This window comes from Streptomyces sp. SDT5-1 (assembly GCF_052245995.1).
GTDB lineage: Bacteria > Actinomycetota > Actinomycetes > Streptomycetales > Streptomycetaceae > Streptomyces.
Genome location: NZ_CM125963.1, coordinates 5,187,062 through 5,205,176, shown reverse-complemented (window position 1 = coordinate 5,205,176; position 18,115 = coordinate 5,187,062). Strand labels below are relative to the sequence as shown.

Here is an 18,115-nt window from a genome sequence, read left to right as displayed (position 1 = left end):
CTGATGCCCGTGGATGCCACTGGATTCCACCAGTGAAGCGGGCGGCCACCCGGCGGGCCATCCGTCAATTCTGAGGGGCGCCCGCCGCTACTCCCCCAGCAGGCCCGCCTCGCGCCCCCTGCGCAGCAGCGCCGCCGTGTGCCCGGCGTTCAACTTCCGGTGCAGGGACGCCACGTAGCCCCGTACGGTCGTCAGCGAGATCCCCATCGCGCGCGCCGCCTCGGCCGGGGTGCGGCCCGCGTCGATGTGCTCCAGGGTGCGGTGCTCGCGCTCGGTGAGGCCGAGCACGCGGGCGGCGGCCCGGCCGGGCGCGAGGTCGCGGAGCAGCAGGAGCCGCGGCACGTCCGGCACGGCGCACTCCACGGCCCGCACGTCGACGCCGTGCGCCCTGAAGGAGCGGCGGCCGGCGTCGGCGCGGGCGAGCCGCGGATCCCCGCGCAACCGCGCCAGGAGTTCCGCGGCGACGGCGTCGAGCGCCCGCACGGACCCGTCCTCCGCGACCGCGGCGACGCCACGGCCGGGCCGCCCCGCCGCCCCGAGCGCGGCGGCGACGAGCGCGTACATCCGCTGCCGCTCGATCAGCAGGCGCTCGACCGCCGCGAGCCGCGGCTGCGCGTAGCCGAGCAGGTCCCGCTCCTCCTCGGTGAAGTCGGTGCCGCCGCGCAGCAGCGCGTAGCCGCCGACGCCCGACGCGTCGCGGCTGCTGGCGACGAGGTGGCGGTGCATGCCGAAGGGGCGGAAGTCGAGGTTGTAGCAGTGGGTGCGGCGCCAGTCCCGGTCCGCGGCGACGTCGCTGACCCGCCAGGCGCCGCCGGTGCCGGAGCGCACCATGGGCTCGGTCAGCGGGTGGTCCACGGGGTGCTCGTAGATGACGGCGGGGTCGGCGTGGAAGGACTCGGCGGGCATCGCGAGCGCCGCGACGGCGCCGTCGCGCGCGGCGAAGTGGTACCACTGGGCGCCGTCGGCCGGGATCAGCCGGGCCAGGCCGCTGACCGCGCCGGAGCGCACCTCGTCCACGTCCACGGCCTCTTCGAGTTCCCCGACGAGTCGCCGTACGTCCCGCCGGCCCGCGTCACTGATGTCCATGCCGCGCTCCAGGGCGTCCTACGTCTGCGCCCTCCGCGTCGACGCTACTGCGGTGGCGCTCCCTCCGCACCGCCCGCGCTCCGCGATCGGGCATCCTTGAAGGCCTGCGCACCAGGCCCGCGCACGCCCAGGGGAGGCCCGATGACGACCGCCGAGCACGATCGTTCGCGCCGCATGCGCGCCGACGCGCGCCGCAACTACGATCGGCTGCTCGCGCAGGCGCGGATCGCGTTCGCCGAGCACGGCACGGGGGCGTCCCTGGAGGACGTGGCCCGCGCTGCGGGCGTCGGCATCGGCACGCTGTACCGGCACTTCCCCAACCGGCACGCGCTGATGAGCGCCGTCTTCGAGGAGGCGGTGAGCGAGCTGCTCGACCGCTCCCGCGCCCTCCTCGACGCGCCCCAGCCCTGTACGGCGCTGGTGACGTGGCTGCGCGAGATCATCACGCACGCCGGCGAGTACCGGGGACTGTCGCGTGCTCTCATGTCGGCCTCGCAGGACACGAGTTCGGCGCTGGCGCGGTGCAGTGATCCGATGCGGGAGGCGGGGCAGGCACTGCTGGCGCGGGCGCAGGGTGCGGGTGCGGTGCGGGGTGATGTGTCCATCGGGGACCTGCTGCAGCTCACGAACGCGATCGCGCTCGCCGCGGAGGAGACCCCGTCGGACCCGGCCCTGGCCGACCGCCTGCTGCGGTTGACCCTGCGCGGCATCACCTGCTGACGGGCGGCGGTACCTAGCGGCGGCGCAGATCCGCCACCCGGGCCGTCCGCTCGGGGGCCGGGTCCAGGGTCGCCGCGGAGCGGAGGCCGTGCGGGGTGTTGCGGCGCTGGCCCGGGAGGGGGACATCCCGGCGCGGCTGGCGCGCCGGGACCGGTTCACCGCCCCCGGAAGGGTCCTCCGCCCCGGCCCCCGCGACGGCGACCTGCACCCCCTGATCGGCCAGCGCCTGAAGCTCCGTGGCGGCCCGGTCGTCGTGCGCGGGCGGCTCGTCGGTCACGAGCCGCGTGATCACGTCGGTCGGCACCGTCTGGAACATGGTGTCCGTACCGAGCTTGGAGTGATCTGCGAGCACCACGACCTCGGACGCGGCCTGGACCAGCGCCCGGTCGACGGACGCCGACAGCATGTTGGACGTGGAGAGCCCGCGCTCGGCCGTGAGACCGCTTCCCGAGAGGAAGGCGCGCGACACTCTCAGCCCCTGGAGGGACTGCTCCGCCCCGCTGCCCACCAGCGCGTAGTTGGAACCCCGCAGCGTGCCACCGGTCATGACGACCTCGACGCGGTTGGCGTGCGCGAGGGCCTGCGCCACCAGCAGCGAGTTGGTGACGACGGTCAGGCCCGGCACCCGCGCGAGCCGGCGGGCCAGCTCCTGGGTGGTCGTCCCCGCGCCCACCACGATGGCCTCGCCCTCTTCGACGAGACCCGCGGCGAGATCGGCGATGGCCGTTTTCTCTGCGGTCGCGAGATGTGACTTCTGCGGAAAGCCGGACTCCCGCGTGAATCCGCCCGGCAATACCGCACCGCCGTGCCGGCGGTCGAGGAGTCCTTCTGCCTCCAGTGCGCGCACGTCCCGCCGTACGGTCACTTCAGAGGTCTGGACGACGCGGGCGAGCTCACGGAGCGAAACGGCTCCGTTGGCTCGCACCATTTCGAGGATCAATTGACGACGTTCTGCAGCGAACACGAAACTGACAGTAACCCCAACGACCGTCTGGTTTCAGCAGTTTGCGCCGATTTACAGATTCTGTTCGCACGAGAACCGTGGAAGTGGTATAGGCGCCAACCTTCGCCTACCCGGTCCGCCTATGCCGGACGCATGGGCCGCAACTCACCGTGACCTGCGGCCCGTTGCCCGTACTCAGCCCTCTTCGGCGGTCTTCCGCGTGTGCAGCTGGCGCGCGACTTCGGCGATCGAGCCCGACAGCGAGGGGTACACGGTGAACGTGTTCGCGATCTGCTCGACCGTCAGATTGTTGTCGACCGCGATCGAGATGGGGTGGATCAGTTCCGAAGCGCGCGGCGCGACGACCACTCCGCCGACCACGATGCCGGTGCCGGGGCGGCAGAAGATCTTGACGAAGCCGTCCCTGATGCCCTGCATCTTCGCGCGGGGATTGCGCAGCAGCGGCAGCTTGACGACGCGGGCGTCGATCTTGCCGGAGTCGACGTCGGCCTGCGTGTAGCCGACGGTCGCGATCTCCGGGTCGGTGAAGACATTCGACGAGACCGTCTTGAGGTTCAGCGGCGTCACCGCGTCGCCCAGGAAGTGGTACATCGCGATGCGGCCCTGCATGGCCGCGACGGACGCGAGGGCGAACACGCCGGTCACGTCACCGGCCGCGTACACGCCGGGAGCGGTCGTGCGGCTGACCTTGTCGGTCCAGATGTGGCCCGACTCCTTCAGCTTGACGCCCGCCTCCTCCAGGCCGAGGCCCTCACTGTTGGGCACGGCGCCGACCGCCATCAGGCAGTGCGTGCCGGAGATGACCCGGCCGTCGGAGAGCGTGACCTCGACGCGGTCGCCGACGCGCTTGGCGGACGCGGCGCGGGAGCGGGCCATGACGTTCATGCCGCGGCGCCGGAACACGTCCTCAAGGACGGCGGCGGCGTCCGGGTCCTCACCCGGCAGCACGCGGTCGCGGGACGAGACGAGGGTGACCTTCGAGCCGAGCGCCTTGTACGCGCCGGCGAACTCGGCGCCGGTGACACCGGAACCGACCACGATGAGCTCCTCGGGGAGCTCGTCCAGGTCGTACACCTGCGTCCAGTTCAGAATCCGCTCGCCGTCGGGCTGCGCGTCGGGCAGCTCGCGCGGGTGGCCGCCGGTGCAGATCAGCACGGCGTCGGCGACGAGGGTCTCCTCGCTGCCGTCGGCCGCCGTGACGATCACCTTGCGGGAGCCGTCGAGCGCCTGCTGGCCGTCGAGACGGCCCTTGCCGCGCAGCACGCGCGCGCCCGCGCGGGTGACGGACGCGGTGATGTCGTGGGACTGGGCGAGCGCGAGGCGCTTCACACGGCGGTTGACCTTGCCGAGGTCCACGCCGACGACGCGGGCCGGGCTGTCCGGGTCGGGGGTGTCGTCCTCGACGATGATGCCGAGCTCTTCGTACGAGGAGTCGAAGGTGGTCATCACCTCGGCCGTGGCGATCAGGGTCTTCGACGGCACGCAGTCGGTGAGCACCGACGCCCCGCCGAGGCCGTCGCAGTCGACGACGGTCACCTCCGCCCCGAGGGACGCGGCCACCAACGCCGCCTCGTATCCGCCAGGTCCGCCACCGATGATCACGATCCGAGTCACATGCTCCATTGTCCCGCACGCTTCAACCCCGCACCGATCCGGGGCCCCCGTCCGGGCACGGGCGCGCGTATCTCCTCGTAAGAGGGGTGCTTCCGTTACTCACGGGACACGTGGGTCCACTGACGTACGCTCGGTCCCATGTCGCTCTACGCCGCGTACGCCGGCAATCTCGACGCGCGGCTCATGACGCGCCGCGCCCCGCACTCGCCGCTGCGCGCGACCGGCTGGCTGAACGGCTGGCGGCTCACGTTCGGGGGCGAGCACATGGGCTGGGAGGGCGCGCTGGCCACGATCGTCGAGGCGCCGCGCTCCCAGGTCTTCGTCGCGCTGTACGACATCGCCCCGATGGACGAGGACTCCATGGACCGCTGGGAGGGTGTCGGCCTCGACATCTACCGGCGGATGCGGGTCCGCGTGGACACCCTGGAGGGCGCGGAACCCGCCTGGGTGTACGTACTGAACGGTTACGAGGGCGGACTCCCCTCCGCGCGCTACCTCGGGGAGATCGCCGACGCGGCCGAATCAGCGGGCGCGCCCCACGACTACGCCATGGAGCTGCGCAAACGGCCCTGCTGAGGACCGTACGGCGGCGCTTTCGTCGGAAACGACAAGGCAACGATCACAAGGACGTGACCTCCGACATCTACGCGCGTAGGCAACGACAGGCTACCCTCGTCGACGTGAACGCTTCTCTTACTCCGGACCACGTCCTGGCCGACCCGTACGCCGCCGCCGACGCCGCCGCCGCGCGGCTGCGCGAGCTGACGGGCGCCGAGACCCACGACGTCGCCCTCGTGATGGGCTCGGGCTGGGCGCCCGCCGCCGAGGCGCTGGGCGAGCCCGCGGCCGAGTTCCCCTTCACCGAGCTGCCCGGCTTCACCGGCGCGGCGGTGGCGGGCCACGGCGGGACGGTGCGCTCGTACCAGGTCGGCGAGAAGCGCGCCCTGGTCTACCTGGGCCGCACCCACTTCTATGAGGGCCGCGGCGTCGCCGCCGTCGCGCACGGCGTGCGCACCGCCGCCGCCGCGGGCTGCAAGACCGTCGTACTCACGAACGGCTGCGGCGGCCTCCGCCAGGGCATGCGCCCCGGCCAGCCGGTGCTCATCTCCGACCACATCAACCTGACGGCGGCCTCGCCGATCGTCGGCGCCAACTTCGTCGACCTCACCGACCTGTACTCCCCCCGGCTCCGCGCCCTCTGCAAGGAGATCGACCCGAGCCTGGAAGAGGGCGTGTACGCCCAGTTCACCGGCCCGCACTACGAGACGCCCGCCGAGGTCCGGATGGCCGGCATCCTCGGCGCCGACCTCGTCGGCATGTCCACCACCCTGGAAGCCATCGCCGCCCGTGAGGCGGGCGCCGAGGTGCTCGGCATCTCCCTGGTGACGAACCTGGCGGCGGGCCTGTCCGGCGAGCCGCTCAACCACGAAGAGGTCCTCCAGGCGGGCCGCGACTCGGCGACCGCCATGGGCGACCTGCTGACGAAGGTCCTCGCGAAGATCTGATCCCGGGCCGCCGGCTCCGCGTGGATCACCCTCGTACCCGTACGTCTGAAGGAATGCGAACCGTGACCGTATCTGGCAGCGCAGCGCTCGACCGGGCGAAGACCTGGCTCGCGGAGGACCCGGACCCGGAGACCCGCGAGGAGCTGGCCAAGCTCATCGAGGCCGGCGACCTGGACGCGATCGGCGAGCGCTTCGCGGGGACGCTCCAGTTCGGCACCGCGGGGCTCCGCGGCGAGCTGGGCGCGGGCCCGATGCGGATGAACCGCGCGGTGGTCATCCGCGCCGCCGCGGGCCTCGCCGCGTATCTGAAGGCCAAGGGGCGGACGGACGGCCCGGTCGTCATCGGCTACGACGCGCGCCACAAGTCGGCCGACTTCGCGCGCGACACCGCCGCCGTGATGGTCGGGGCCGGGCTGCGCGCCGCGGTGCTGCCCCGCCCGCTGCCCACGCCCGTCCTCGCCTTCGCCATACGGCACCTGGGCGCGGTCGCGGGCGTCGAGGTCACGGCCTCGCACAACCCGCCGCGCGACAACGGCTACAAGGTGTACCTCGGCGACGGCTCGCAGATCGTGCCGCCCGCCGACGCGGAGATCGCCGCCGAGATCGACGCGGTGGCCTCGCTGAACGACGTGCCGCGCGCGGAGTCCGGCTGGGAGACGCTCGGCGAGGACGTCCTGGAGGCGTATCTGGCGCGCACGGACGCGGTCCTCGCGCCGGGCTCGGCCCGTGGCGCCCGCACCGTCTACACGGCGATGCACGGCGTCGGCAAGGACACCCTCCTCGCCGCGTTCGCCCGCGCGGGCTTCCCCGAGCCGGTGCTCGTGCCCGAGCAGGCCGAGCCCGACCCGGACTTCCCCACGGTCGCGTTCCCCAATCCGGAGGAGCCGGGGGCGATGGACCTGTCGTTCGCGACGGCCCGCTCGCTGTCCGAGGCGCCGGACCTGATCATCGCCAACGATCCGGACGCCGACCGCTGCGCCGTGGCCGTCCCCGACGGCGGCGACTGGCGGATGCTGCGCGGCGACGAGGTTGGCGCGCTCCTCGCCGCGCACCTCGTGAAGCGGGGCGCGACCGGCGTGCTCGCCGAGTCGATCGTGTCGTCGTCGCTGCTCGGTCGGATCGCCGAGGCGGCGGGGCTCCCGTACGAGGAGACGCTGACCGGCTTCAAGTGGATCGCCCGCGTCGAGGGCCTGCGCTACGGCTACGAGGAGGCGCTCGGCTACTGCGTCGACCCCGAGGGCGTGCGCGACAAGGACGGCATCACGGCCGCGCTCCTCGTGACCGAGCTGGCGAGCGAGCTGAAGGCCCAGGGCCGTACGCTCCTCGACGCGCTCGACGACCTCGCGCTCGCGCACGGGCTGCACGCCACGGACCAGCTGAGCGTGCGGGTCGAGGACCTTTCGGTGATCGCGGACGCGATGCGCAGGCTCCGCGAGGTGCCGCCGGTGGAGCTGGCCGGCCTCACGGTGACCCGCACGGACGACCTCTCTGATGGCTCCGCCGGCCTGCCCCCCACGGACGGCCTCCGCTACACCCTCGACGGCGCCCGGATCGTGGTCCGCCCCTCAGGCACGGAACCGAAACTGAAGTGCTACCTGGAGGTCGTGGTCCCGGTCCCCGACCGCTCCTCGCTGCCCACGGCACGGGCCACCGCGTCGGAACGCCTGACGTCCCTGAAGCGCGACCTCTCCATCGCGGCGGGCATCTAGCTCTGAGGCCCCAGGGGCTCGATCTGCCCCACCGGAAGCGAGCGCACGGCTGGCCGGCCGGACGCGAGGGCTCGAACGCTCGGCCAGGCACGAGGACTTCGTCGATCGGCCGGGAACGGAGGCTCGATCGGCCGGCCAGGGGCGCAGGACCGGTTGGTCAGCCCAGCGCGACCGTGAGAGCGAGGAGGACGGCACCCACCACCGTCGGGGCGATGATCTCGTACGCCCAGCGGACCTTGGGGGTGCCGCGGGAGGTGTCGGCGGCGGCGCGGGTCTCGTGGAGTTCGCGGAGTTCGTCCATGGCCTGGTCGCCCGTGGAGCGGGGCGTGGCGACCGGGAGGCCGCTGGTGCCGGTGGGCGTGCGGCCGCCCTTCTCCGCCCGGAACTGCTGCCGCTGCGCCTTGCGCCGGCCGCGCAGGGAGACCGGGATCGCCCAGAGCTGGTACTTGGTGCCGGCCTGGTCGGTCACCTCGTTCGAGTACCCGGACCTGAAGGCCGCGACCTCGGCCCACGGCAGCGTGATGTCCCGGAACGGGTTGCGCACGCGCAGCCGGTCCTCGTTGCCGAAGACGGCGGGGCGGATCGTGAACGCCACGACGAGCGGCGCCACGAAAAGGAGTCCCGCGAGCGCCTTCCACGGCATCCTCCCCACGCCGTTGATCACCGCGTCGACGCCGAGCCAGGCCCCGATCAGCAGCAACAGCACACCGCCCGCGATACCGGCGGATGACCGGTAGATCCGGTCGGTGGCCTGCGGGGGCGCGGTCTGGCTGCTCGTCATGCCATTGATTGTGCCCGACCCGTCAAGACCCGTGTCGGTCCAGCCGCGCGTGGGCATTTCCAGCCCCTGCGGCGATCGAGCAGCGGGGTCCGGGGCGGAGGCCCGTGGCCGCCACCACCTCGCCCGCGGCCGCAAGCACCTCGCCCGCGACCGTAAACCCGCCCTGTACAAGCCGCTACGCGCGTAGATATGCTCCCCTCGTGACCATGCCCAGTTCTGCACCCGCACCCGCTCTCAGCGACGTCACCGCGTCCGACAGCACGCTGCGCCGCTTCCTGCACGGGTTGCCCGGCGTCGACGCGGTCGGCCTGGAGGCGCGCGCCGCTTCGCTCGGGACCCGTTCCATCAAGACCACGGCGAAGGCGTACGCCATCGACCTGGCCATCTCGATGATCGACCTGACGACCCTGGAGGGCGCCGACACCCCGGGCAAGGTCCGGGCCCTCGGCGCGAAGGCGATCAACCCGGATCCGACGGACCGCGGCACGCCGCGCACGGCGGCGGTCTGCGTGTACCCCGACATGGTGGCCACGGCGAAGGCCGCCGTCGCGGGCACGGACGTGAAGGTCGCCTCCGTCGCGACCGCCTTCCCGGCCGGCCGCACCGCCCTCGAGGTCAAGCTCGGGGACGTACGGGAGGCCGTGGCCGCGGGGGCCGACGAGATCGACATGGTCATCGATCGCGGCGCCTTCCTCGCGGGCGACTACATGAAGGTCTACGAGGAGATCCGCGCGGTCAAGGAGGCCTCGGGCGCCGCCCGCCTCAAGGTCATCTTCGAGACCGGCGAGCTCTCGACGTACGACAACATCCGGCGCGCGAGCTGGATCGGCATGCTGGCCGGGGCCGACTTCATCAAGACGTCCACGGGCAAGGTCGGCGTCAACGCCACTCCGGCGAACACCCTCCTCATGCTCGAAGCCGTCCGCGACTTCCGCGCCGCGACCGGGGTACAGGTCGGCGTGAAGCCCGCGGGCGGCATCCGCACCTCCAAGGACGCCGTCAAGTTCCTGGTCATCGTGAACGAGACCGCGGGCGAGGACTGGCTCGACAACCACTGGTTCCGCTTCGGCGCCTCCAGCCTCCTGAACGACCTGCTGATGCAGCGTCAGAAGCTGGCCACCGGGCGCTACTCCGGTCCCGACTACGTGACGGTGGACTGATCACCATGGCATCTGTATTCGAGTACGCGCCCGCGCCCGAGTCGCGGTCCGTCGTCGACATCGCACCCTCCTACGGGCTCTTCATCGACGGCGAGTTCACCGACGCCGCCGACGGCAAGGTCTTCAAGACCGTCTCCCCCGCAACCGAGGAGGTCCTCTCCGAGGTCGCGCAGGCCGGCGAGGCCGATGTCGAGCGCGCCGTGAAGGCCGCCCGCAAGGCGTTCGAGAAGTGGTCCGCGCTGCCGGGCGCCGAGCGAGGCAAGTACCTCTTCCGCATCGCCCGCATCATCCAGGAGCGCAGCCGCGAGCTCGCCGTCCTGGAGACGCTGGACAACGGCAAGCCGATCAAGGAGACCCGCGACGCGGACCTTCCGCTCGTCGCCGCGCACTTCTTCTACTACGCGGGCTGGGCCGACAAGCTCGACCACGCCGGATTCGGCCCCGAGCCGAAGCCGCTCGGCGTCGCGGGCCAGGTCATCCCGTGGAACTTCCCGCTCCTGATGCTGGCGTGGAAGATCGCCCCGGCGCTCGCGACCGGCAACACGGTGGTCCTGAAGCCCGCCGAGACGACCCCGCTGTCCGCCCTGTTCTTCGCGGACATCTGCCGCCAGGCGGGCCTGCCGAAGGGCGTCGTCAACATCCTTCCCGGCTACGGGGACGCCGGCGCGGCGCTCGTCGCCCACCCCGACGTGAACAAGGTCGCCTTCACCGGTTCCACGGCCGTCGGCAAGGAGATCGCCCGCACCGTCGCCGGCACCGACAAGAAGCTGACGCTCGAACTCGGCGGCAAGGGCGCGAACATCGTCTTCGACGACGCCCCGATCGACCAGGCCGTCGAGGGCATCGTCACCGGCATCTTCTTCAACCAGGGCCAGGTCTGCTGCGCGGGCTCCCGCCTCCTGGTCCAGGAGTCGATCCAGGACGAGCTGCTCGACAGCCTGAAGCGCCGCCTGTCGACGCTGCGCCTCGGCGACCCGCTCGACAAGAACACCGACATCGGCGCCATCAACTCGGCCGAGCAGCTCGCGCGCATCACCGCGCTCACCGAGCAGGGTGAGGCCGAGGGCGCCGAGCGCTGGAGCGCGCCCTGCGAACTGCCGTCCTCCGGCTACTGGTTCGCGCCGACGCTCTTCACGAACGTCACGCAGGCGCACACCATCGCCCGCGACGAGATCTTCGGCCCGGTCCTGTCCGTCCTCACCTTCCGCACGCCGGACGAGGCGGTCGCCAAGGCCAACAACTCGCAGTACGGCCTGTCGGCGGGCATCTGGACGGAGAAGGGCTCGCGCATCCTCGCGGTCGCGAACAAGCTGCGGGCCGGGGTCGTCTGGGCCAACACGTTCAACAAGTTCGACCCGACCTCGCCGTTCGGCGGCTACAAGGAGTCGGGCTTCGGCCGCGAGGGCGGCCGCCACGGTCTGGAGGCCTACCTCGATGTCTGACGCTCAGACGCGCCTGTCCGTCTTCAAGACCTACAAGCTGTACGTCGGCGGGAAGTTCCCGCGTTCCGAGAGCGGCCGGGTGTACGAAGTGACCGATCGCAAGACCGGCGACTGGCTGGCCAACGCCCCGCTGTCGTCCCGCAAGGACGCCCGTGACGCCGTGGTCGCCGCCCGCAAGGCGTTCGGCGGCTGGCAGGGCGCGACGGCGTACAACCGCGGTCAGGTCCTGTACCGCGTCGCCGAGATGCTGGAGGGCCGCCGCGAGCAGTTCGTGCGCGAGGTCGCCGAGGCGGAGGGCCTGAGCAAGTCGAAGGCGGCGGCCGTCGTGGACGCCGCGATCGACCGCTGGGTCTGGTACGCGGGCTGGACCGACAAGATCGGCCAGGTCGTCGGCGGGGCGAACCCGGTCGCGGGTCCGTTCTTCAACCTGTCGACGCCCGAACCGACCGGCGTCGTCGCGATCGTGGCGCCGCAGCTGTCGTCGTTCCTCGGCCTGGTCTCGGTGATCGCCCCGGTGATCGCGTCCGGCAACACGGCCGTCGTGATCGCCAGCGAGAGGTCCCCGCTGCCCGCGCTCTCCCTCGGCGAGGTCCTCGCGACGTCGGACGTGCCGGGCGGCGTCGTGAACATTCTGTCCGGCAAGGCGTCGGAGATCGCCCCGTCGCTCGCCGCGCACCAGGACGTGAACGGCATCGACCTCACGGGCGCCGACACGGATCTGGCCAAGGAGCTGGAGATCGCCGCCGCGGACAACCTGAAGCGCGTGCGCCGTCCACAGCCTGTGGAGGACTTCGCGTCCGCCCCGGGCACGGACCGTCTGACGTACTTCCTGGAGACCAAGACGGTCTGGCACCCGACGGGTTCGCTGGGCGCCTCGGGGTCCGCCTACTGAGCCGGTACGTCCCACGTACCGGGCAGACAGACCGGAGCCCCGGCCTCCTCCGCCGTCCAGGAGGAGGCCGGGGCTCTTGCCGTCTCAGCCCGGCAGCACGCCGACGGCCTGGCCCACCACGGGCAGCTCCTCCAGGGAGGCGCCGGAGGCCAGCGGCCCGGTCACCGCGGCCGTGCTCACCGGCACGAAGTCCGCGACCTGCGTGCCGACCGCGTTGTCGAGCGGGTCGACGCCCGTCCCGGCCAGCGGGTCCAGCTGAAGGTGCTTGACGGTGCCGAGGCCGTTCGACGTCGCCGAGTTGAGCGCCGTCGAGACACCTCCGGCCGCCGCTTCGAGGTTGCTGTCCCCCGCGGAGTGCGCCAGCGGGATGGGCGCCGCGCTCGCCGCCGCACCGCCCGCGACGATGGCCGCTCCGGCCACGGTCGCGGTGATCCCTGCGCGCATCAGGGCGCGCCGCACGGAGGTCGAGGGGGTGGAGTCTGCGTGTCGTGCCATGGTGTTCCGCCCGAAACCTTTCACTTGTGTAATCATGCAGACACACAGGGTAGTTGGCGTGGCGCGTGCCACACCAGCACCACGCGGGGCGGCGGGGTGCCCGGCATGCCTCACACTGGTGTCTCGTGAGTTCGCATCCTCCGATACCGACCCGGGTCGTCCTGCTCTGCGGCCCCTCGGGGTCCGGCAAGTCGTCGTTCGCCGCCCGCTCCGGGCTGCCCGTGCTCTGCCTCGACGACTTCTACAAGGAGGCCGGCGACCCCACGCTGCCGCTGGTGGCGGGCACGTCGGACATCGACTGGGACTCGCCGCTGTCCTGGGACGCGGACGCGGCGGTCGACGCGATCGTCGCGCTGTGCGCGAAGGGGCGGACGAGCGTTCCCGTCTACGACATCTCCTCCAGCTCGCGGGTGGGCGAGGAGACGCTGGACATCGAGCGCACGCCGCTGTTCGTCGCGGAGGGCATCTTCGCGGCGGACATCGTGGAGCGCTGCCGGGAGTCGGGGGTGCTCGCCGACGCGCTGTGCCTGCGCGGGCGGCCGTTCACGACGTTCCGCCGGCGGCTGCTGCGGGACCTCAAGGAGGGCCGCAAGTCGGTGCCGTTCCTGCTGCGACGCGGCTGGCGTCTGATGCGTACGGAGCGGTCCATCGTGGACCGCCAGGTGGCGCTCGGCGCCCACGCGTGCGGCAAGGAGGAGGCGCTGGGCCGGGTGGCGGCGGCCGCGGCGGGCCGCTGTGTGAAGGCGCGCGCCTGAGTCACGCACGCACAAGGAACGGGACCGGACAGACCCCCCGGCCCTCCGGTCCCGCTCGTTCCCCCCTCTTGCTCCCCCGTGCGTTCCCCCGTACGCCCCCCGTACAGAACCCCGCTCCCCCGAACAGGGCCCCCGTTCCCCCTGCCTTCAGGCGACGAGCTCGCCGAAGGACTCCTCCTGGTCACGGCCGAAGCTGAGCACCTCGTCCTCGCGCAGTCGCCGCAACGATCGCCAGATGCTGGACTTCACCGTGCCGACACTGATGTCGAGGATCTCCGCGATCTCCGGGTCCGTGCGGCCCTCGTAGTAACGAAGGACCAGCATGGTGCGCTGGAGTTCGGGCAGCCGGGCCAGCGCCTGCCACAGGACCGCGCGCAGCTCGGTGCCGCGCATCGCGTCCGTGTCGCCGGCCGTCTCCGGCAGCTCCTCGGTCGGGTACTCGTTCAGCTTGCGGCGGCGCCACGCGCTGATGTGCAGGTTCGTCATCGTGCGACGCAGGTAGCCGCCCACGGCCGCCTTGTCGCTGATCCGGTCCCAGGCCCGGTACGTCGAGAACAGCGCGCTCTGCAGCAGGTCCTCGGCCTCGAACCGGTCCCCGGTGAGGTGGTAGGCGGTGGCGTACAGGGAGGCGCGGCGCTCCTGGACGTAAGCCGTGAACTCGGCCTCCGACAAGGACGTCCGGCGCTGCTCCCCCGAGTCCTCCCTGTACGCGGCTCCCCCGTGTCCCCCCTCGGTGACCGTCCCCCGTGCGTCAACCACCGTCATGAAACCGGTGTGCTGACGCCCGGTGCCGCGAGCGCACCCCCGCCCGCTCACGGCACCGGACTTCTCGTGACGCTCGGCAACCACTCGGCCCATGTCGTGCAGACGCGTGACAACCGCGCTTGAGGTGGTGCTGTGCAGCGTGTTCATCTCGCGCCCCCCGTCGTGGAGTACCGAATTCTTCTGCGTCGTCGTCGCGGTCCTTCTTCGCGATGACCAAAAGCTTGCCGGGCCGAGTTCATGGCGGTGTCCGTCGACTGTCACAGGCCTGTCACAGCGGCGGGTGCAATGGGGAGCAGGCGTGGAGGAAGCGGCCACACCGGGCCGTCTCCCCGCACCTGACGCGCACACTCGGTCGAACTGAAGGCCTCTGATGGGCCAGAATGGCGCTTGTGCCTTCCCTGTTGCTGATCGAGGACGACGACGCCATCCGTACGGCCCTGGAGCTGTCTCTTACGCGCCAGGGCCACCGGGTCGCCACCGCTGCCACCGGAGAGGACGGTCTGAAGCTGCTGCGCGAGCAGCGGCCCGATCTGATCGTTCTCGACGTCATGCTGCCCGGCATCGACGGTTTCGAGGTCTGCCGCCGCATCCGGCGCACGGACCAGTTGCCGATCATCCTGCTGACCGCGCGCAGCGACGACATCGACGTCGTGGTGGGCCTGGAGTCCGGTGCCGACGACTATGTCGTGAAGCCGGTGCAGGGGCGCGTACTGGACGCGCGGATCCGCGCGGTGCTGCGGCGCGGCGAGCGGGAGGCCAACGACGCGGCGACGTTCGGCTCGTTGGTGATCGACCGGGCCGCGATGACGGTGACGAAGAACGGCGAGGACCTCCAGCTGACGCCCACCGAGCTGCGGCTGCTGCTCGAGCTGAGCCGGCGGCCCGGACAGGCCCTGTCCCGCCAGCAGCTGCTGCGCCTGGTGTGGGAGCACGACTACCTCGGTGACTCGCGGCTCGTCGACGCGTGTGTACAGCGGCTGCGCGCGAAGGTCGAGGACGTACCGTCGTCGCCGACCCTGATCCGTACGGTGCGTGGTGTGGGCTACCGGCTGGACACGCCTCAGTGACGAAACCGCACGACAAGCTCCGGGGCGCCGCCGCGGCGAAGAAGACCCTGCTCGCCGGCCTGCGCTTCACCAGCCTCCGGCTGCGCCTGGTCGTCGTGTTCGCGCTCGTCGCCCTGACGGCGGCGGTCTCCGCGTCGGGCATCGCGTACTGGCTCAATCGCGAGGCCGTGCTCACGCGCACGCAGGACGCGGCGCTCAGCGACTTCAAGCAGGAGATGCAGAACCGGGCGGCGGCGCTGCCCGAGCGGCCCACGCAGGGCGAGTTGCAGCACGCGGCGAACCTGATGGCGGGCAGCGCACAGCACTTCAGCGTGCTGCTCATGGCGAAGGACGAGAACGGCCGCCGGGTCGTGGGCAATTCGGACCTGGACGCGTTCACCATCGGCGACGTGCCGCAGTCGCTGCGCGACGCGGTCACCAAGAAGCAGCCGGTCGACGGCGGCAACAAGCACGCGTACCACCTGTACTGGCAGCGGATCACGCAGGACGACACCCCGTACCTGATCGGCGGCGCCACGGTCGCGGGCGGCCCCACCGGGTACATGCTCAAGTCGCTTGAACCCGAGGCCAAGGATCTCAGCTCGCTCGCCTGGTCGCTCGGCATCGCGACCGCGCTCGCGCTCGTCGGTTCGGCGCTGCTCGCGCAGGCGGCGGCCACGACGGTGCTCAAGCCGGTGCACCGGCTCGGCGTCGCGGCGCGCAGGCTCGGCGAGGGCAAGCTGAACACCCGGCTGCGGGTGTCGGGCACGGACGAACTCGCCGAGCTGTCCCGTACGTTCAACAAGACCGCGGAGAACCTGGAGAAGCAGGTCGCTGACATGCGCGCCCGCGACGAGTCCTCGCGCCGCTTCGTCGCCGACATGTCGCACGAGCTGCGCACGCCGCTCACCGCGATCACCGCCGTGACGGAGGTCCTCGAGGAGGAGCTGGACGCCGAGACGGGTTCGGTCGACCCCATGATCGAGCCGGCCGTACGACTCGTGGTCAGCGAGACCCGGCGCCTCAACGACCTCGTCGAGAACCTCATGGAGGTCACCCGCTTCGACGCGGGCAGCGCGAAACTCGTCCTCGACGACGTCGACCTCGCCGACCAGATCACCGCCTGCATCGACGCGCGCGCCTGGCTCGACGCCGTCGAACTCGACGCCGAGCGCGGCATCACGGCCCGCCTCGACCCGCGCCGCCTCGACGTCATCCTCGCGAACCTGATCGGCAACGCGCTGAAGCACGGCGGCTCTCCGGTGCGGGTGTCCGTACGGGTGGAGGGCTCCGAGGTCGTCATCTCCGTGCGCGACCACGGGCCCGGCATCCCCGAGGACGTCCTGCCGCACGTCTTCGACCGGTTCTACAAGGCGAGCGCGTCCCGGCCGCGGTCCGAGGGCAGCGGCCTCGGCCTCTCCATCGCCATGGAGAACGCGCGGATCCACGGCGGCCGGATCGGCGCGGCGAACTCCCCCGAGGGCGGCGCCGTGTTCACGCTGCGGCTGCCGCGCGACGCGGGGCCGCTGGCGGCGGCGGAGCCGGAGGACGGTGCGGAGGACGGCGGCAAGGACACACGGGAAGGCGGTACGAAGAAGTGAGGAAGCGGCGCGTACACCTGGCATCCGCCCTCGTCGTCCTCGCCTCCACCCTGCTCGCCGGGTGCGGCATCCGGTCCACGGAGGTGCCGACCGACTTCGGCGCCGCGCCCACGCGCGTCGGCTGTTCGCTGTCCGGTACGGACAAGGTGGAGGCGCAGGCCGGCGGCGAGTTCCCGGTGCAGGTCTATCTCGTCTGTACGTCGCAGCTGGTGACGGTCGACCGGACGATCACGCTGGAGCGCGGCCAGTCGTCGGACCGGGTCGTCGTGGCGCGCGAGCTCCTGGCCCAGCTCGGGTCGACGCCCTCGGCCGCGGAGAAGACGGCGGGGTACACGACGGACGTCCGCTCCGGCCTCAAGGTCTCGGGCCCGCGCGATAGCGACCCGGCCGACGCGCTCCGCCTGAGCGCGCCGCCGGACGACCTGTCGCCCTACGCCCTGGCGCAGATCATCTGCACCTTCGCCAACAGCGAGGTCACGGCCGAGGACGACGACCACGTCATCCTCGGCGGCCCCGACACGTCCCCGCCCCGCGACTACACCTGCACGGAATCCCTCAAGGCCCGCCCGGGCCTGATCCCGGCACCGACGAAGACGGTGAACTGACCGCACGGCGGGGCGTTCCCTCCGGGTGGGCGGGGTCGTGGGCCTGACCGACCCGGGTGAGCGGGGTCGTGGGCCTGGCCGTCCCGGGTGGGCGGGGTCGTGGGCTGGCCTGGCCGACCCGGGTGGGCGGGATCGTGGGCCTGACCGTCCCGGGCGGGCGGGGTCGCGGGCTGGCCTGACCGACCCGGGTGAGCGGGGTCGTCGACCCCACAGCCCCAGGTGCAGACAGGTCACCACATGACGTGCTCCGCCCACCTCCCACCACCCGCCCCCTCCGGGGGCGTCGGCCTGACCGGTCCGCGGCGGGGGGCCTGCGCCGTCCAGGGGGCGGGGACGACGTCCTGACCGCCCCAAGGCGCCCGGGCCATCACCCGACGTGCTCCGCCCATCTCCCGCCCCCCCGCCGGGGGGCGACGGCCTGACCAGCCGGGGGCAGGCGGGAGGCCAGCACCGTCCGAGGGCGGAGCCGTCGCGTTGACCGCCCCAAGGCGCCCGGCCATCAACCGACTTGCTCCGCCTATCTCCCACCCACCCGCCCCCTCCGGGGGCGTCGGCCCGAAGTGGAACACGCCTTGCCGCGCCAGAGCCGTGCCGCGCCGTTCCTCAACGTTCACGCCTCGCGGCAACGCAGACCAGACGCTTCCGCTGCCGCGTGCGGCGACTGCGGGCCCTTGCCTGGTTCCGGGGCCGAGCCATCCGGCGCACCGAGTGAGGCCCAGCAGACGCCCGCTTCGGGCCGCCGGGCCACCCCTGCCCCGGGCGGGCCCCCGGAGGGGGCGGGTGGTGGGAGGTGAGCGGGGCGCGTTCGCCGGTAACGCGGGCGCATGGGGGGGCTGCCGAGGGGCGGAGGGGCGAGGCCATGCGTGGCCAAGCGCGGGCGGCCGGCACCGTGCGGCCGACCACCGCAACCACCTCGGGGCGAAGCCCCTGGAGGGGGCGGGCGCGTGACAGGCCAGGATCGGGTGGTCGGTGACG

17 protein-coding genes are annotated in these 18,115 nt (G+C 72.2%); 11 read left to right on the top strand and 6 right to left on the bottom strand.

The features are described 5' to 3' along the window. Positions 1-87: 87 nt before the first annotated feature. Positions 88-1,086 (bottom strand): response regulator transcription factor, encoded by a 999-nt coding sequence (locus ACTWJ8_RS24155; protein WP_443260254.1) that lies wholly within the window; start codon positions 1,084-1,086, stop codon positions 88-90. 141 nt (positions 1,087-1,227) lie between these two features. Between ACTWJ8_RS24155 and ACTWJ8_RS24150 the strand changes: the two genes are divergently transcribed. Beyond that, a complete protein-coding gene (locus ACTWJ8_RS24150) occupies positions 1,228-1,806 on the top strand; it encodes a TetR/AcrR family transcriptional regulator (protein ID WP_443260253.1) in 579 nt (192 codons plus the stop codon). 13 nt (positions 1,807-1,819) lie between these two features. On the opposite strand, the gene ACTWJ8_RS24145 is transcribed toward ACTWJ8_RS24150, so the two are convergent. Both ACTWJ8_RS24145 and ACTWJ8_RS24140 read right to left on the bottom strand, forming a co-directional pair. Next, on the bottom strand, positions 1,820-2,770 hold the full coding sequence (locus tag ACTWJ8_RS24145) for a DeoR/GlpR family DNA-binding transcription regulator (protein ID WP_356374482.1): 951 nt from the start codon (positions 2,768-2,770) through the stop codon (positions 1,820-1,822). Between the two features lie 174 nt (positions 2,771-2,944). Then, complete coding sequence (locus ACTWJ8_RS24140) at positions 2,945-4,393, bottom strand: NAD(P)H-quinone dehydrogenase (protein WP_356374484.1); 1,449 nt, start codon at positions 4,391-4,393, stop codon at positions 2,945-2,947. A gap of 129 nt (positions 4,394-4,522) precedes the next feature. Between ACTWJ8_RS24140 and ACTWJ8_RS24135 the strand changes: the two genes are divergently transcribed. The 3 genes from ACTWJ8_RS24135 to ACTWJ8_RS24125 all read left to right on the top strand — a co-directional run bounded on the left by ACTWJ8_RS24135 (position 4,523) and on the right by ACTWJ8_RS24125 (position 7,598). Next, the gene (locus ACTWJ8_RS24135; RefSeq protein WP_356374486.1) at positions 4,523-4,960 is read left to right on the top strand and encodes a gamma-glutamylcyclotransferase; all 438 of its coding nucleotides are present in this window, start codon (positions 4,523-4,525) and stop codon (positions 4,958-4,960) included. Positions 4,961-5,064: 104 nt separating this feature from the next. After that, positions 5,065-5,889: a purine-nucleoside phosphorylase gene (locus tag ACTWJ8_RS24130; protein WP_356374488.1), complete on the top strand. Its 825-nt coding sequence runs from the start codon at positions 5,065-5,067 to the stop codon at positions 5,887-5,889. A gap of 62 nt (positions 5,890-5,951) precedes the next feature. Further along, positions 5,952-7,598 carry a phospho-sugar mutase gene (locus ACTWJ8_RS24125; RefSeq protein WP_356813266.1) on the top strand — a complete coding sequence of 549 codons (1,647 nt, stop codon included), beginning with the start codon at positions 5,952-5,954 and terminating at the stop codon, positions 7,596-7,598. Between the two features lie 157 nt (positions 7,599-7,755). Here ACTWJ8_RS24125 and ACTWJ8_RS24120 read toward each other — a convergent pair whose 3' ends face one another. Further along, positions 7,756-8,379 (bottom strand): PH domain-containing protein, encoded by a 624-nt coding sequence (locus tag ACTWJ8_RS24120; RefSeq protein WP_356374492.1) that lies wholly within the window; start codon positions 8,377-8,379, stop codon positions 7,756-7,758. Between the two features lie 206 nt (positions 8,380-8,585). On the opposite strand from ACTWJ8_RS24120, the gene deoC reads away from it, so the two are divergent. From deoC to ACTWJ8_RS24105, 3 genes are read left to right on the top strand one after another with little or no spacing between them, the layout of a single operon-like run. After that, entirely contained in the window at positions 8,586-9,539 is a 954-nt protein-coding gene (deoC, locus tag ACTWJ8_RS24115; protein WP_443260252.1) for a deoxyribose-phosphate aldolase, read from the top strand. A gap of 5 nt (positions 9,540-9,544) precedes the next feature. Beyond that, positions 9,545-10,981, top strand: a complete 1,437-nt coding sequence (locus tag ACTWJ8_RS24110) for an aldehyde dehydrogenase family protein (RefSeq protein WP_356374496.1) — start codon at positions 9,545-9,547, stop codon at positions 10,979-10,981. Next, positions 10,974-11,873: an aldehyde dehydrogenase family protein gene (locus ACTWJ8_RS24105; protein ID WP_443260251.1), complete on the top strand. Its 900-nt coding sequence runs from the start codon at positions 10,974-10,976 to the stop codon at positions 11,871-11,873. Before ACTWJ8_RS24110 ends, ACTWJ8_RS24105 begins: the two co-directional genes overlap by 8 nt. 84 nt (positions 11,874-11,957) lie before the next feature. On the opposite strand, the gene ACTWJ8_RS24100 is transcribed toward ACTWJ8_RS24105, so the two are convergent. Continuing rightward, complete coding sequence (locus ACTWJ8_RS24100; protein ID WP_356374500.1) at positions 11,958-12,368, bottom strand: hypothetical protein; 411 nt, start codon at positions 12,366-12,368, stop codon at positions 11,958-11,960. Positions 12,369-12,493: 125 nt separating this feature from the next. On the opposite strand from ACTWJ8_RS24100, the gene ACTWJ8_RS24095 reads away from it, so the two are divergent. Then, positions 12,494-13,123 carry a uridine kinase family protein gene (locus ACTWJ8_RS24095; protein ID WP_356374501.1) on the top strand — a complete coding sequence of 210 codons (630 nt, stop codon included), beginning with the start codon at positions 12,494-12,496 and terminating at the stop codon, positions 13,121-13,123. Positions 13,124-13,270: 147 nt separating this feature from the next. Here the strand turns inward: ACTWJ8_RS24095 and ACTWJ8_RS24090 are convergent, their stop codons facing one another. Then, on the bottom strand, positions 13,271-14,035 hold the full coding sequence (locus tag ACTWJ8_RS24090; protein WP_356374503.1) for a SigE family RNA polymerase sigma factor: 765 nt from the start codon (positions 14,033-14,035) through the stop codon (positions 13,271-13,273). 242 nt (positions 14,036-14,277) lie between these two features. Between ACTWJ8_RS24090 and afsQ1 the strand changes: the two genes are divergently transcribed. Genes afsQ1 through ACTWJ8_RS24075 form a run of 3 tightly spaced genes read left to right on the top strand, consistent with a single transcriptional unit; the run spans position 14,278 to position 17,140 of the window. Continuing rightward, positions 14,278-14,955 carry a two-component system response regulator AfsQ1 gene (gene afsQ1, locus ACTWJ8_RS24085; RefSeq protein ID WP_013001223.1) on the top strand — a complete coding sequence of 226 codons (678 nt, stop codon included), beginning with the start codon at positions 14,278-14,280 and terminating at the stop codon, positions 14,953-14,955. Continuing rightward, entirely contained in the window at positions 14,952-16,535 is a 1,584-nt protein-coding gene (locus ACTWJ8_RS24080) for a HAMP domain-containing sensor histidine kinase (RefSeq protein ID WP_356374505.1), read from the top strand. The genes afsQ1 and ACTWJ8_RS24080 overlap by 4 nt, the downstream gene beginning before the upstream one ends. After that, positions 16,532-17,140 (top strand): hypothetical protein, encoded by a 609-nt coding sequence (locus ACTWJ8_RS24075; RefSeq protein WP_443260250.1) that lies wholly within the window; start codon positions 16,532-16,534, stop codon positions 17,138-17,140. The genes ACTWJ8_RS24080 and ACTWJ8_RS24075 overlap by 4 nt, the downstream gene beginning before the upstream one ends. Positions 17,141-18,115: the final 975 nt, after the last annotated feature.